At 71.0% G+C, this 14,839-nt stretch carries 14 protein-coding genes; 3 read left to right on the top strand and 11 right to left on the bottom strand.

Annotated elements, in window-relative coordinates:
- Positions 1–22: 22 nt before the first annotated feature.
- The 9 genes from H4281_RS44590 to pyrG all read right to left on the bottom strand — a co-directional run bounded on the left by H4281_RS44590 (position 23) and on the right by pyrG (position 9,582).
- A complete protein-coding gene (locus tag H4281_RS44590) occupies positions 23–1,924 on the bottom strand; it encodes a Xaa-Pro dipeptidyl-peptidase (RefSeq protein ID WP_182896875.1) in 1,902 nt (633 codons plus the stop codon).
- Positions 1,925–2,012: 88 nt separating this feature from the next.
- Entirely contained in the window at positions 2,013–2,765 is a 753-nt protein-coding gene (locus H4281_RS44585) for a pseudouridine synthase (RefSeq protein ID WP_182896874.1), read from the bottom strand.
- Positions 2,755–3,651, bottom strand: a complete 897-nt coding sequence (gene scpB / locus H4281_RS44580) for an SMC-Scp complex subunit ScpB (protein ID WP_182896873.1) — start codon at positions 3,649–3,651, stop codon at positions 2,755–2,757. Before scpB ends, H4281_RS44585 begins: the two co-directional genes overlap by 11 nt.
- Complete coding sequence (locus tag H4281_RS44575) at positions 3,648–4,571, bottom strand: segregation and condensation protein A (protein ID WP_182896879.1); 924 nt, start codon at positions 4,569–4,571, stop codon at positions 3,648–3,650. Before H4281_RS44575 ends, scpB begins: the two co-directional genes overlap by 4 nt.
- 113 nt (positions 4,572–4,684) lie before the next feature.
- Positions 4,685–5,101: a cobyrinic acid a,c-diamide synthase gene (locus H4281_RS44570; RefSeq protein ID WP_182896872.1), complete on the bottom strand. Its 417-nt coding sequence runs from the start codon at positions 5,099–5,101 to the stop codon at positions 4,685–4,687.
- Positions 5,098–6,147 carry a ParA family protein gene (locus H4281_RS44565; protein WP_182896871.1) on the bottom strand — a complete coding sequence of 350 codons (1,050 nt, stop codon included), beginning with the start codon at positions 6,145–6,147 and terminating at the stop codon, positions 5,098–5,100. The genes H4281_RS44570 and H4281_RS44565 overlap by 4 nt, the downstream gene beginning before the upstream one ends.
- Before the next feature lie 132 nt (positions 6,148–6,279).
- The gene (gene xerD / locus H4281_RS44560) at positions 6,280–7,212 is read right to left on the bottom strand and encodes a site-specific tyrosine recombinase XerD (protein ID WP_182896870.1); all 933 of its coding nucleotides are present in this window, start codon (positions 7,210–7,212) and stop codon (positions 6,280–6,282) included.
- Between the two features lie 40 nt (positions 7,213–7,252).
- Complete coding sequence (locus H4281_RS44555; protein ID WP_182896869.1) at positions 7,253–7,885, bottom strand: NUDIX domain-containing protein; 633 nt, start codon at positions 7,883–7,885, stop codon at positions 7,253–7,255.
- Complete coding sequence (gene pyrG / locus H4281_RS44550) at positions 7,882–9,582, bottom strand: CTP synthase (protein WP_182896868.1); 1,701 nt, start codon at positions 9,580–9,582, stop codon at positions 7,882–7,884. The genes H4281_RS44555 and pyrG overlap by 4 nt, the downstream gene beginning before the upstream one ends.
- A gap of 97 nt (positions 9,583–9,679) precedes the next feature.
- Here pyrG and aroA point away from each other — a divergent pair, with 97 nt between their 5' ends.
- Positions 9,680–10,966, top strand: a complete 1,287-nt coding sequence (gene aroA, locus H4281_RS44545; RefSeq protein ID WP_312872297.1) for a 3-phosphoshikimate 1-carboxyvinyltransferase — start codon at positions 9,680–9,682, stop codon at positions 10,964–10,966.
- Here aroA and H4281_RS44540 read toward each other — a convergent pair.
- The gene (locus tag H4281_RS44540) at positions 10,959–11,804 is read right to left on the bottom strand and encodes an alpha/beta fold hydrolase (protein WP_182896867.1); all 846 of its coding nucleotides are present in this window, start codon (positions 11,802–11,804) and stop codon (positions 10,959–10,961) included. The two genes, aroA and H4281_RS44540, sit on opposite strands and share 8 nt — an antisense overlap.
- A gap of 79 nt (positions 11,805–11,883) precedes the next feature.
- Complete coding sequence (locus H4281_RS44535; protein ID WP_182896866.1) at positions 11,884–12,564, bottom strand: GntR family transcriptional regulator; 681 nt, start codon at positions 12,562–12,564, stop codon at positions 11,884–11,886.
- A 135-nt stretch (positions 12,565–12,699) separates the two neighbouring features.
- Between H4281_RS44535 and H4281_RS44530 the strand changes: the two genes are divergently transcribed.
- Together H4281_RS44530 and H4281_RS44525 are read left to right on the top strand one after the other, a co-directional pair.
- Positions 12,700–14,127 carry an NCS1 family nucleobase:cation symporter-1 gene (locus H4281_RS44530; protein ID WP_182896865.1) on the top strand — a complete coding sequence of 476 codons (1,428 nt, stop codon included), beginning with the start codon at positions 12,700–12,702 and terminating at the stop codon, positions 14,125–14,127.
- Entirely contained in the window at positions 14,127–14,837 is a 711-nt protein-coding gene (locus H4281_RS44525) for an aspartate/glutamate racemase family protein (protein WP_182896864.1), read from the top strand. The genes H4281_RS44530 and H4281_RS44525 overlap by 1 nt, the downstream gene beginning before the upstream one ends.
- The last annotated feature ends 2 nt before the right edge of the window (positions 14,838–14,839 follow it).

Raw genomic sequence — 14,839 nt, 5'->3', positions numbered from 1 at the left:
AGGAGTCCTTCACGGCTTTTTGTCAGCGCAGGTCGAAGCGGGCGGCCGCGGGGACGTGCGCCAGCGGGCCCGCCGGAGCGGCCTCCGTCCACGGACGCGCCGGAACCGTGCCCACCAGCGGAACCTGGGCCGAGGTCTTGGCCAGGTCGATGGTCAGCTTCGGCGGATTCGCCGGCCCGGTGATGAAATTGGCGTCCGTCCCGCCGATCACCAGCGCCAGCCGGTGCCCGGCGGGGACGATGTGGTCCGTGCTCGCGAGCCGGAACGTCATCGTGTACGCCTTGCCCGGCGTCAGCCGCGCTTCCCGGCTCAGCGACTGGTAATTGGCCAGGTCCGCCCAGCCTCGGCTGATGATCGTGTAGTCCACGTTCGTCGTGTCCGCGCTGGTCACCTTGTAGCAAGCGCTGTCGCCGTCGATGCTCGAACCCCAGCACGTGCGCTCCGTGCCGGTCACGATTCCCTCGCCCGGGCCTGAGAAATTGCGGATCTTCGCGGGGCCGTAGTCCACCAGCATCGCGGACAGCCGAGCGGTCGAAGTGCTCGGCGTGGCCGTCACGGTGATCGACGAGGTGCCCGAGACCTGCACCGGCGAGGTGAGCGCACCAGTGCTGTACAGGACGCGGTTCGGCGAGGTGGCCGACGGATTCGCCGCCCACTCGTTCTCCCCCGCCTTCGGGTTGTCGGTGAACGACGCGCTGCCCCGACCGCCCGCGGTGCCGAGCGTGCCGACGCCAGGCGTACGGCCCGGCTGCGGACGCAACACCGTCGCCTTCGTGCCCGGAGCCGGGTAGGTCGCTTCGTTGACCCACTGGTCCGGCTGGCGCTCGACGGTCGCCATCGGTTCCTTCTCGATGCCGTTGTCGATGCCCATCAGGTAGTGGTCGAACCACCGGTGCAAGGTGTCGACCCACTCGGTGCGCCGGTAGTCGAACGGATCGACGTGACCGGTCTGCGCGAGCCAGATCTTGCGCTGCACGCCCTTGGTGGCGAGCGCGTCCCACCATTGGCCGTAGTTGATCGGCATGACGTTCAAGTCGTTCACGCCGTGCGAGATGAACACGCTGGCGCGCACGTTCTTCGCGTTCGCCACGTAGTCGCGCTCCGCCCACAGCGGACCGTAGTCGCCGTTCGCGGTCGCGCCGTCGGCGAGTTTCCGGTTCTGCGCCGAACAATCCTGGCCGCCGTTGCGCCGCTCGACGGTCTGCGCGAGCCCGTCCGGGTTGAAGCCGAACGACGCGCCGTCCGAGCGGTAGTAGTCGTACCAGGAGCTGATCGCCGAGATCGGCACGATGGTCTTGAGCCCCTCGACGCCGGTCGAGGCGACGCCGTTGGCGATGGTGCCGTCGTAGGACTTGCCGATCATCCCGACGCCGCCGTCGCTCCAGCCCGCCGACATCTTCGTGCCGCCGGTCTTCGCGGTGTAGCCGGTCGCGCGGCCGTTCAGCCAGTCGACGACCTTCTTCGCCGACTGGACGTCCGAGTTGCCGCCGACGTCCACGCAGCCGGTCGACCGGTTGGTGCCCGCCAGATCCACGAGCACCACCGCGTACCCGCGCGGCACGAAATAGTTGTCGTAGAACAGCGGGAAGCTGACCGGGCGGCCCTGCGCGTCGTAGGTTTTGAACTGGGTTTCGTTGCCGCGCCCCACCGAGGAGTAGTACGGGCTGGCGTCCATGATCACCGGGATCTTCTTGCCCGCCTCGGCCGGTTCCTTCGGCCGCACGATGTCCGCGGCGACCCGGTCCGGCACGCCGTCCCCGTCGCCGTCCCGGCCGAGGTCGACCCACACCGTTTCGCGGATCGCCCCGGCGTAGTCGTACTGCGGCTTCGTCGCCGTTCTGGCCGGTGCGGCCGTCGCGGCCGCCGGCACCACCACTCCCGCGGCCAGCACCGCGGCGGCGCACAGCCCTGTCAGCACACGCATTCCCGTCGCCCTCCAGAGTCGTCGTCGGGTACCGACAACTCAACCGGGGCGGCGGGGCCCGGCATCAGGGCCGAAAGTGGGGAACCGGTCAGAGTCCCACGGTGCGGTACAGCGTGCCGACCTCGCCGCGGTTGAGCCTGCGGATGGTGCCCTGGCGCTGGTTGCCGAGCTGCACATCGCCGACCGCGGTGCGCACGAGCTTGCGGACCGGATGCCCGGTGGCCGCCATCAGCCTGCGCACGATGTGCTTGCGGCCCTCGTGGATCACCAGCTCGATCATGCTCCGGCCGGAATGCATGTCCTTGACCCGGAACTGGTCGACCTTCACGATCCCGTCCGGCAGCTCCCAGCCCGCGCGCAGTTCCTTGCCCAGCCCGCGCGGCACCAGGCCCTCGACCTCCGCGAAGTAGGTCTTGAGCACGCGGTAGGAGGGGTGCATCAGCCGGTGCCCGAGGTCGCCGTCGTTGGTCAGCAGCAGCAGGCCCTCGGTGTTCTCGTCGAGCCGCCCGACGTGCACGACGCCCGGGGTCTCCTCCCACCGGCCGCGCAGGTAGTCGCCGACGCACGGGCGGCCCCGGTCGTCCGACATCGTGGAGTGCACGCCCTTGGGCTTGTTGAACGCGAGGTACACGAGATCGTCGCGGAGGTTGACCCGCGTGCCGTCGACGTGGATCACCGCCTCGTCCGGGTGCACGCGCCGGCCGAGCTCGGTGACGACCTCGCCGTCCACCTCGACCCGGCCGGCCGCGATCAGGTCCTCGGCGGCCCGGCGCGACGCCACGCCCGCCTGCGACAGGACCTTCTGCAGGCGGATGCCGTCGGGGTGTTCGTCAGATGTCATCGATGGTGTCCACTTCGGGTAGCAGCGGAGCGATCGGGGGCAGGTCGTTCAGCGACGACAGCCCCAGTCGCTCCAGGAACAGCTCGGTCGTCACGTACAGCGTGCCCGTGGTCTCCGGGTCGGTGCCCATCTCCTCGATGAGCCCCCGCGCCAGCAGGGTCCGGATCACGCCGTCCACGTTCACCCCGCGCACCGCCGCGACCCGGGCCCGGGTGACCGGCTGCCGGTACGCGATCACGGCGAGGCTCTCCAGCGCGGCCCTGGTCAGCTTCGACCGCTGGCCGTCCAGCAGGAGCTTCTCCACGAACGGGGCGTAGGTGTCCCTAGTGTAGAACCGCCACCCTTCGCCGACGCGCCGCAGGTCGATCCCGCTCGCCCGCTCGGTGAACTTCTGCGCCATCGTGCGCAGCGCGACGGTCACCCTGGCGACCGGCTGGTCCAGCGTTTCGGCGAGGGAATCCTCCGCGATCGGCGAATCCACGACGAGCAGCAGCGCTTCGAGGGCGGCTTCGAGCGCCTCGTCGTCCGCGACGCTGGGCAGGCCGCTGTCCACGGCGACCAGGCCCTCGTCGTCGGACGGCTCGGCTTCCGGCTCCGCTTCGGGGGCGCCGTCGGATTCCGGTGCGGCTTCGGCTTCTTCCCGCTCGGCGCCGGCCGGCTCCGCGGTTTCCGGCTCGGCTGGCTCGGCTTCCGGCTCGACGGGCTCCGCCTCGGCCTCGTTTTCCGGCTGCGGCGCGGTTTCCGGCTCAGTCCCGGCCGGTCCGGTCTCGACAGTCTCGGTCGGCTCAGCCGCCGCCTGTTCGGCCTCGACCTGTGCCTCTTCCGCTGGAGCAGCCGGAGTCTCCTCAGCCTGCTCGGCCGTCGCGCGGTCGTCTTCGGTGCTCACCCGTATTCCTCCTCCTCGGCCGCCGCGCGGTCGTGCTCGGCGGCGGCGGACGCCTCGGCCACGCTGCCGCCGGTCCAGCGGACGTGCAGTTCCGCCAGTGCCTCCAGCTGGTCGAACTGCACCGCCGACTCGCGGTACAGCTCCAGCAGCGCGAGGAACCGGGCCACGACCTCCACCGTGTGCTCGCAGTCCGAGGTGAGTTCCTTGAACGTCGCCTGCCCGGCTTCGGCGAGCTTCACCCGCAGCAGCGCGGCGTGCTCGCGCACGGACACCCGCCCCATGTGGATGTGCGCGATCGACACCTGCGGCGGCGGTTTCGGCCGGAACACCGCGACCGCGATCTCCGCGAACCGCTCCGGCGTGACGCCCAGCATCACCTCCGGCAGCAGCCCGAGGTACCGCTCCTCCAGCGCCACCGACCGCGGGTACCGCCGCAGCGCGCCTTCCTCCAGCTCGCCGAACAGCGCGGCGACCTGCTTGTACGCGCGGTACTGCAGCATCCGCGCGAACAGCACGTCGCGGGCTTCCAGCAGCGCGAGGTCGTCCTCGTTCTCGACCTCGGCCGCGGGCAGCAGCCGGGCGGCCTTGAGGTCGAGCAGGGTCGCGGCGATCACCAGGAACTCGGTGGTCTCGTCGAGGTTCCAGTCCGGGCCGAGCGCACGGGTGTAGGCGATGAAATCGTCGGTGACCGTGTGCAGGGCGACCTCGGTGACGTCCAGCTGGTGCTGTGAGATCAGCTGCAGCAGCAAATCGAACGGGCCCTCGAAGTTCTGCAGCCGCACCTTGAACTTCGAGGAGCCCTCCTCGGCGGCGTACCCCTCGGGGATGGTGCCGCCGTGCACCGTCTCGTGCTCCGCCGGAGCCTCGGAAGGCGCGGCGTCCTCCGGAGCTTCCGCCGCAGCGGCGGCCTCCTCCGGGATTTCCGCGCCCGCCGTGCTTTCCGGAGCCGCGCCGCCGGGTTCTGCCGTGCTTTCGGTGCTGTCCGAGACTGCCGCTTCCGGCTCCGGCAGCTCGGCCGATGCCGGTTCGTCCATCAGCCCTCGGTTCCGCCGTCCTCGGCGTTCGCCCGCAATCGCTGCACCAGCACGGAGTCCTCGCCGCGCTGGTCGAAGTCGGCGAGCAGCACGGCGACCGCCTCGCGGACGAGCCTGCCGCGGTCGACGACCAGCTCGTGCTTGGCCCGCAGGTTCAGCCGGGCCTGCTCCATCGCGAGCAGTTCCTCGCCGGAGACGTACACGGTGATCTTCGCGTCGTGCTTGGTGCGCCCGGACCCGCTGCGCGCCGCGTTGCGGGCCAGCTGGTCGGCCTCCGCGCCGCCGCCGGGCTTGCGGGGAGGAGCCACCGGTTCCGCGGGAGCGGGCACGGCGGGTCGTTCGAGCGCGGGGGCGGCCGGACTGGAGGTGAGGCGGAAAAGCTCCGACGCTCCGGGCAGGGAAGCGCGCCTGCTCACCGAGCGATCACCTCGCGGGCCAGCGCGCGGTAAGCCGCGGCGCCGGCGGACTTGGGGGCCCAGGTCGTGATGGGCTCGCCCGCGACCGTCGTCTCGGGGAACCGCACGGTGCGGTTGATCACCGTGTCGAACACGGTGTCGCCGAATGCCTCGACCACGCGAGCCATGACCTCCTTCGAGTGCAGGGTTCTCGGGTCGTACATCGTGGCGAGAATCCCCGTGATGTCCAGTTTGGGGTTGAGGCGTTCCTGCACCTTCTCGATCGTGTCGATCAGGAGCGCGACGCCTCGCAGACTGAAGAACTCGCACTCCAGGGGGATGATCACACCGTCCGCGGCGGTCAATGCGTTCACCGTCAACAGGCCGAGCGAGGGCTGGCAGTCGACAAGAACATAGTCGTAGTCGTTCATCACCGGACGAAGGACCCGTAACAACGTGTGCTCGCGCCCTACCTCTGCGACGAGCTGGACCTCCGCCGCGGACAGGTCGATGTTGCTCGGCAGCAGGTCAACGCCGTCGACGCGGGTTTTGCGGAGCACGTCCTCGATCTGCACCGAGCGCTCCATGATGACGTTGTAGACCGTCTGGTCCAGTTCGTGCGGCTGGATGCCCAGCCCGACCGACAGCGCGCCCTGCGGGTCGAAGTCGACCAGCAGCACCCGGCGGCCGCATTCGGCGAGCGCGGCGCCGAGGTTGATCGTGGACGTGGTCTTGCCGACCCCGCCCTTCTGGTTGCACATGGCGAGCACCTTCGCCGGGCCGTGCCGCTCCAGCGGCGGCGGCTCGGGGATCTCGCGCAGCGGGCGCCCGGTGGGCCCGATCCCGCTCTCCGCGCGCTCCTTCGCCCGCATCCGGGCGCGTTCCGCGCGGGTCAGCGGCCGTTCCGGCTCGTCGCCCTCGTGGTCCGCCGGGGTGGCGATCCGCGCGTGCTCGAGGTTCGCCGCGGCCGAACCGGAAGACCCGGCGGACCCGGACGGCCCTGCTGGCGCGGCGGGCCCGGGCGACGCTGCCGGGTCCTCCGGCTGGTTCGGGGTCGGTGTCGACATGGCGCGAAAGCTCCTTGTTCGGCGGGGTCTGGCGCAGCCTATGCGGATTTCCGGAGCACCGGCAAAGCGCCGCGCCGGGCCGCACGGGCCGAGTCACCGCAGCGTGGGAAGGCTCTAGGACGCGTTGAGCGTTCAGCCGAGCGCGCGCGGATGCGCGGTGGCGTAGACCTCTCGCAGCGTCGTGACCGTGACGAGCGTGTACACCTGGGTCGTGGTCACCGAAGCGTGGCCGAGCAGTTCCTGCACCACCCGGACGTCCGCGCCGCCCTCGAGCAGGTGGGTCGCGAACGAGTGGCGCAGGGTGTGCGGCGACACCGCCGCGGTGATCCCGGCCCGCTCGGCGGTGTCCTTGAGCACCTGCCACGCGCTTTGCCGGGAGAGCCGGCTGCCGCGGGCGTTGAGGAAGATCGCCGAGGTGCCCCGGCCGTTCGCGGCGAGCGCGGGGCGGGCGCGAACCAGGTACGCGTCGAGCGCTTCCAGCGCGGGACGGCCGATCGGCACCAGGCGTTGCTTGCCGCCCTTGCCGTCGAGCAGGACTGTGCGCTCGGTGTCGTCCACATCGTCCACGTCGAGCCCGACCGCCTCGGAAATCCGGGCTCCGGTCGAGTAGAGCAGTTCCAGCAGCGCACGGTCGCGCAGGGCGCGTTCGCCGTCCGGCGGCGGAGTGTCGAGCAGCTTGAGGACGTCCCCGACCGGCAGGGCCTTGGGCAGCCGTTTCGCCGCGGCAGGCGGACGGACGTCGCGCGCCGGGTCGTGTTCGGTGAGCCCGTCCGCGTGCGCGAACTTGTGCAGCCCGCGCACCGCGACCAGCGCCCGCGCGGCCGACGACGCCGCCAGCGGCTGGTGTTCTTCGTCGCCCTCGCGCAGCGCGGCGCCGAACGAGGTGACGTGCGCGGGCGTGACCTCGGCCAGCCGCACGATCCCAGCCGCTTCCAGATGCGCGGCGTAGCGGCGGAGATCGCGGGAGTAGCTGTCGAGGGTGTTGCGGGCAGTGCCGCGCTCGACGACGAGGTGGTCGAGGTACGTGGCTATCGCGCCTCGCACCTCGACACCCGCATCATTCACGCCGCCACTCTAGGACGGCGCCCCGACAGAACCGGGAAATTCAGCCCTCGGCCAGTCGGAGCGCGAACCGCGACGGCCGGTCCTGCCACGGCGCGTCGGCCGGGCGCGTCTCCGCCGCCCCGGTCACGACCGCGTGCGCGGACAGCACGCCCGAGACGGTCGCCCCGTTGACCAGCTCGCCGGAAAGGGCCATCCGGACCGCCTCGGCGAGCGGGAACTTCCGCACCACCAGGTCGGCCTCCTCCTCGCCGAGCACGTCACGGTCCACTTCGGACAGATCGCGCGCGAGGAACACGCGCACCACCTCGTCGGTGAACCCGGGCGAGGCCGCGACGTCCACCAGCGTCTCCCAGCTCGCCGCCGCCAGCCCGGCCTCCTCGGCCAGCTCGCGCCGGGCCGCGTCGACCGGGTCCTCCCCCGGCTTGTCGATCAGCCCGGCGGGCAGCTCCCACAGCCTGCGCCCGAGCGGATGCCGGTACTGGTGGACGAGCGTGACGTTGTCCTCGCCGTCCAGCGCCGCGATCACCACCGCGCCGAGGTGCTCGACCACCTCGCGTTTGGCGGTCTCCCCGCCGGGCATCACGACGTCGTCGACCCGGAGGCCGACGACGCGTCCCACGTGGACGACCGTGCTGCCGGCGACGGAGAACTCGTGCGTGCCGGGCGCGCTCACCGAGCCGCCACAGGCGTTTCGGGAAGCTCGACCGGGAGCCGCTCGGCGACCTTGCGGTCCACGACCGCCTTCACGAACGCGCTGAACAGCGGGTGCGGCCGGGTCGGGCGGCTCTTCAGCTCGGGGTGCGCCTGGGTGCCCACGAAGAACGGGTGCACGTCCGCGGGCAGTTCGACGAACTCGACGAGCCGGTCGTCCGGCGAGGTGCCGGAGAACACCAGTCCCGCGTCGCCGATCTGCTTGCGGTAGGCGTTGTTCACCTCGTAGCGGTGCCGGTGGCGCTCGGACACCTCGGTGGTGCCGTACGCCTTGGCGACCTGCGAACCCGCCTTGAGCTTCGCCGGGTACGCGCCGAGCCGCATCGTGCCGCCCATGTCGCGCTCGCCCGCGACGACGTCGCGCTGGTCGGCCATGGTCGAGATCACCGGGTGCTTGGTGTTGTCGTCGAACTCGGCCGAGTTCGCGTCCTCGATGCCCGCCAGGTTCCGCGCGCTTTCGATGACCATGCACTGCAGGCCGAGGCACAGCCCGAGCAGCGGGACGCCGTGCGTGCGCGCGTAGTGGATCGCGCCGACCTTGCCCTCGATGCCGCGGATGCCGAACCCGCCCGGGATCAGCACACCGTCCACATCGGACAGCACGGACGCCGCGCCGGATTCGGTCTGCGCGTCGTCCGAGGCGACCCAGACGATCTCGACCTTGGCGCGGTGCGCGAACCCGCCCGCGCGCAGCGCCTCGGTGACCGAGAGGTACGCGTCCGGCAGGTCGATGTACTTGCCCACCACCGCGACCCGGACGATCTCGCTCGGGTTGTGCACGCGGTCGAGCAGGTCGCCCCACACCGTCCAGTCGACGTCCCGGAACGGCAGGCCGAGCCGGCGCACCACGTACGCGTCGAGCGCCTCGCCGTGCAGCACCTTCGGGATGTCGTAGATCGAGCGCGCGTCCGGGCAGGCGATGACCGCCTCGGTGTCGACGTCGCACATCAGGCCGATCTTGCGCTTGAGGTCGTCCGGGATCTCCCGGTCCGCGCGGCACACCAGCGCGTCCGGCTGGATGCCGATGTTGCGCAGCGCGGCGACCGAGTGCTGGGTCGGCTTGGTCTTGAGCTCGCCCGAGGGGGCGAGGTAGGGCACCAGCGACACGTGCAGGAAGAAGCAGTTCTCCCGGCCGACGTCGTGGCGCACCTGGCGGCACGCCTCGAGGAACGGCAGCGACTCGATGTCGCCGACCGTGCCGCCAACCTCGGTGATCACCACGTCCGGCGCGACGCCGTTCTCGTCCGGCCCGGCCGCGGCGGTGATCCGCGCCTTGATCTCGTCGGTGATGTGCGGGATCACCTGGACGGTGTCGCCGAGGTACTCGCCGCGGCGTTCCTTGGCGATCACCTCCGAGTACACCTGTCCGGTGGTGACGTTCGCCTTGCCGTCGAGAGAGCGGTCGAGGAAGCGCTCGTAGTGCCCGATGTCGAGATCGGTCTCGGCGCCGTCGTCGGTGACGAACACCTCGCCGTGCTGGAACGGGTTCATCGTCCCGGGGTCGACATTGAGGTACGGGTCGAGCTTCTGCATCGTGACGCGAAGTCCGCGCGAAGTGAGCAGCTGTCCGAGGCTGGACGCCGTCAGACCCTTACCCAGAGAGGAGGCAACGCCTCCGGTGACAAAGACATACTTGGTAGCCCGCGACTGAAGTCCCACGGGCCGCCAGCATATCCCACTCGCCGCGATCCGCTCGCCGACGCCTCTTCCCGGCGCGGCGGAATCGGTTCACCCGCCCCGCGCTAGGCTGCGCGGCGTGACGAACATCCGCGATGACCACTGGACCGCCCCGGTCGCGGGCGCCTCGCTGGACGCCGCGGTGCGCGTCCCCGGATCGAAGTCGATCACCAACCGGGCCTACGTGCTCGCCGCGCTCGCGAGCGCCCCCACGCGGGTGCGCCATCCGCTCGATTCGCGCGACACCCGGCTGATGCTGGCCGCGCTCGCCTCGCTGGGCGCGCTTTCGGAAGAGACCATCGACGGCTTCCTCGTCCATCCGCTGGGCACCATCGGCGGCCGCGGCGACGAAACCACCGTCACGCTCGGCAACGCGGGCACTGTCGCCCGTTTCACGCCCGCGCTCGCCACTTTGGGCGACGCGTCGGTGCAGTTCGACGGCGACGAGGCGATCCGCCGCCGCCCGATCGGCCCGCTGCTGGCCGCGCTGCGCAAGCTCGGCGCGCGGATCGACGACGGCGGACGCGGCGCGCCGCCGTTCACCGTGCACGGCACCGGCGGGCTGCGCGGCGGCCGGGTGGACCTCGATTCGTCGGCCTCCAGCCAGTTCCTGTCCGCGCTGCTGCTCGCCGGCCCGGCGTTCGAGCAGGGCGTGACCGTGCGGCTGGTGGGCGGAGCCCCGCCGAGCGAACCGCACATCGCGATGACGCTGGACATGCTGCGCCGGTTCGGGGCCACTGTGGAGCGTTCCGGCACGGAATTCCGCGTGGAGCCGGCGAAACTGTCGTGCCCCGAGTACGTGGTGGAGCCGGATCTGTCCACCGCGGCCCCGTTCGTGGCCGCCGCGGTCGTCGGCGGCGGGACGGTCCGGGTGCACGGCTGGCCGAAGCAGACCACGCAGCCGGGCGACTGGCTGCGCGGCCTGGTGGCCGAACTGGGCGCGAAAGCGGAACTGGACGACGACGGCCTGGTCGTCACCGGCGGCGGCGCGTTCCCCGGCATCGACCTCGATCTGCACGAGGTCGGCGAACTGACCCCGGTCATCGCGGCGATGCTGTGCTTCGCCGAGAGCCCGTCGAGCATCACCGGAGTCGCGCACCTGCGCGGCCACGAGACCGACCGGCTCACCGCGCTGGCGACCGAACTGTCCGGCCTGGGCGCGGGCGTCTACGAACTCGAGGACGGGCTGGAAATCACTCCCGCCCCGATGCACGGCGGTGTTTTCCGCACTTACGAGGACCACCGGCTGGTGATGGCCGCCGCGGTGCTCGGCCTGCGCGTGCCCGGCGTGCTGGTCGAGAACCCGGAAACGGTCGGCAAGACGTTCCCGAAGTTCGTCGAGACGTGGAGCGACGCCGTCAGCTGAGCAACCGGCGGATCTCCTCTGCCACCACCTCGGGTTCGGTGACCGGCGCCAGATGTCCGGACTTCTCCGCGATCCGGTGCCGTCCCCCGGACGAAACCCGTTGCGCGTGCGCGGCATTCGCCTCCGCGCGCATCGCGGCGTTCATCCCGTCCCCTGCGCGGCCGCCGGACACCACAGTCACCGACCAGTCGCCTGACGGCGGCGGGTTCTTGCGCCAAGCTTCCAGTTCGTCGAGGAAGGTCCGCGCCTGCTCGGTCTGGGTGCGCAACACCTGCGGCGTAAAGCCTTCCCGCACCAGATCCCGCCGGACGTCCCCGGGAGCGGCACGCACCATGGGCCGGTACAAGAACTTCAGCAATCCGGCCGCCGCGAGGATCCGGCCCGTGCGCAGCAGTTTCCGTTCGATGCCGCGGAACCGGGGCGAGAACAGCACCTCCGCCGCCTCGTCGGCCGGATCGACCAGGACCAGCCCGGAGACTTGAGCGGACGTCCGGGACGCGGCGAGCCGCACGATCGGTCCCCCGGCACTGTGCCCGACGAGCACGTACGGCCCCGGCCCGAAATGGCTCAGCACGTCGACGAGATCGCCTGCCATCCGGTCCAGCGTGCGCCCGGACGGATCCGGCGCGCTGCGGCCGAGCCCGGACCGGTCGTACACCACCGCCCGCGCGAACTCGCCGACCAGCGGCTGCACGAGCCCCCACGACGACCGGCTCGCCGCCGCCCCCGCCTCGAACACGACCGTCGGCCCGGAGCCGGGCCCGGGCAGCACCATCGCGTACAGCCGTCGTCCGTCCCTTGTGGACACCCACTCCGGCTCGCCCTGCACGTGCGCCACCGGCGACCCCCTCCGCTCGAAGTTAGGGTCACCTTACTCACGACGACCCGGCCGCGCTCAGGTCCGCGTCGGCCGGAGCTCAGCCCGCTGGGCGCTCGTCCCGCTCGTCGTCCCCGAACAGGTCGCGCAGCGTCACCGCGCGGTTGACCCGGACGTGCTCGGCGGCGTACTCGCGCGCCCGCTCCACGTCGCCGGAGCCGATGGCCTCCACCAGGCGGCGGTGCTCGTCCAGCAGCGCGCCCCAGTGCTCGTTCTGGCTGGTCAGCCACCGCAGCTGACCCTCGAGCGGATGCAGCATCGTGGTGAGCAGCCGGTTGCCCGCGATGGCGATGATCTCGTCGTGCAGCCTGCTGTTGGCCTCCGAAATCCGCGCGCCGTCACCACCCTGGGTCACCCGCGCGGATTCGGCGAGCAGCCGCTCCAGCCGCCGCATCTCCGGCTTCCCCGCCCGTTCCGCCGCGCGCGCGGCGGCGAGGCTCTCCAGCGCCTCCCGGACGTCGAAGAGCTCCTCGACATCCACCCGCGCCAACTGCCGCACCACCACCCGACGGGGCGTGGGCACGACCACGAACCCCTCGGATTCCAGGCTGCGGATCGCCTCGCGCACCGGCACCCGCGAAACCCCGAGATCCTCGGCCAATTCGCGTTCGACCAGCCGGTCCCCCGGCTTCAGCCGCCCGGTCAGGATCCGCTCCCGCAGTTCGTCGAGCACCCGGGCGCGCGTCGCCGCGAGCGGCTGCCGCTGCTGCGTGACGCCCACCTGAACCCCTCTCCCCGATACCGGACATCGCCGAGCTTATCGGGAAGAGGGTTGACGCAGCAGCCGCGCGGGGCGATATTTGGGATCCCAAGTTTGGGATCCCAAAGCTGCCGGCACGTAGCCCGGAGGTCTGCAATGACGCACGCCCCGTCCACCGAAACCAGCGCGACCAGCACCACCGAACCCGACCCCCGGCTGTGGAACGAGGACCTCGCGCCCGCCAAGGAACGGCGCTGGAAGGTCTACGACATCTTCGCGCTCTGGATGTCGGACGTGCACAACCTCGGCAACTACACCTTCGCCGCCGGCCTGTTCGTGCTCGGCCTCTCGGCCTGGCAGGTGTTCACCGCGCTGCTGTTCGGGTTCGTGATCATCTTCTTCGGGATGAACCTGATGGGCCGGATCGGGCAGCGCACCGGCGTCCCGTTCCCGGTGGTCGCGCGGATCAGCTTCGGCACGTTCGGCGCGAACCTGCCCGCGCTGATCCGCGCCGTGATCGCGATCTTCTGGTACGGCATCCAGACCTATCTCGCGAGCGTCGCCATCACCCTGCTCGTGCTGGCGATCGACCCCGGCCTGAAACCGTTGACCGAGCACAGTTTCCTCGGCCTGCACGCGCTCGGCTGGATCTGCTTCGTGGCGCTGTGGCTGGTGCAGGCGCTCGTGCTGACCCGCGGCATGGAGGCGGTGCGGAAGTTCCAGGACTGGTGCGGCCCGCTGATCTGGATCGTGATGATCGCGCTCGCGGTCTGGATCCTCGCCGCGAGCCACTGGCACATCTCGTTCACCAGCAGCCCGCGCCGCCTGTCCGGCGGCGAGCAGGTGCGGCAGTGGTTCGGCGCGGCCGGGCTGATCCTGTCCACCTACGGCACGCTGATGCTCAACTTCTGCGACTTCTCCCGCAACGCCCCGGACCAGAAAACGGTGCGGCGCGGCAACTTCTGGGGTCTCCCGGTGAACTCGACGGCCTTCGCGCTGCTGTCGGTGATCGTCACCGCGGGCAGCCTGCAAGTGTTCGGCGAGGCGATCACCGACCCGGCCGAACTGCTCGCCCGCGTGCACAACACCCCGGTGCTGATCATCGGCGCGCTGACCTTCGCCATCGCCACCATGGGCGTCAACATCGTCGCGAACTTCGTCTCCCCCGCCTACGACCTCGCCAACATCTGGCCCAAGCGGATCTCGTTCACCGTCGGCGGGATGATCAGCGCCGTCGCCGCGTTGTGCGTGCTGCCGTGGAAGCTGTACTCGTCGCCGGTGGTGGTCAACTACTTCCTCGGCGGGCTCGGCGCGTTCCTCGGGCCGCTGTTCGGGATCATGATCGTCGACTACTACCTGATCCGCCGCGGCAAGGTCGACGTGGAGCAGCTGTTCGTGCGGGACGGCAAGTACCCCAAGGTGAATCCGCGCGCGATGGCCGCGTTCTTCCCGTGCGCCGTGCTGTCCGCGGTGATCGCGCTGGTGCCGTTCTTCGCGCCGGCCGCGCCGTACTCCTGGTTCCTCGGCACCGCCGGCGCCGGGGTGCTCTACTACGCCGTTTCGTACCGCCAGCGGAGGGCTTGATGCGGATCCTCGTCACCAACTGCAACACCACCGAGGCCATGACGAAGGAGATCGAGACCGGGGCGCGGGCGGCGGCCAGTCCCGGCACCGAGATCGTCGCGCTGACGCCGAAGTGGGGCCCGGAATCGGCGGAGGGCTGGCTGGACAGCTTCCTGTCCGCCGCGGCGGTGCTGGACCTGTTGCGCACCACCGGGGAAACGTTCGACGCGGTCGTCCTCGCCGGTTTCGGCGAGCACGGCCGCGAGGGCGCGCGGGAACTGCTGGACGTGCCGGTGGTCGACATCACCGAGGCCGCGGCGCATCTCGCCGGGCTGCTCGGCCGCCGGTACGGCGTGGTGACGACGCTGGACCGCACGTGCGGGCTGATCGAGGACAGCCTGCACTCGGCCGGAGTCGACCGGAACTGCGTCGCGGTCGTCGGCACCGGGCTCAGCGTGCTGGAGCTGCGCGACGAGGAACGAACGGAATCGGCCCTGCTCACCGCGGGATTGCGGGCGCGCGACGCCGGAGCCGAGGTGCTCGTGCTCGGCTGCGCCGGGATGACCGGGCTGGACCGCACGATGTCGGCGATGCTCGACGTTCCGGTGATCGACGGGGTCGCCGCCGCGGTCCGGCTCGCGGAATCCCTGGTGGCGCTGGGATTGCGCACCAGCCGGGCCGGGTCCTACGCGCGTCCGCTCGACAAGCACCGCACCTGGCCCGGCGGGTGACC

Source organism: Amycolatopsis dendrobii, assembly GCF_014145675.1.
Classification (GTDB): Bacteria; Actinomycetota; Actinomycetes; order Mycobacteriales; family Pseudonocardiaceae; genus Amycolatopsis; species Amycolatopsis dendrobii.
This window is presented reverse-complemented; position numbering and strand designations above follow the sequence as displayed.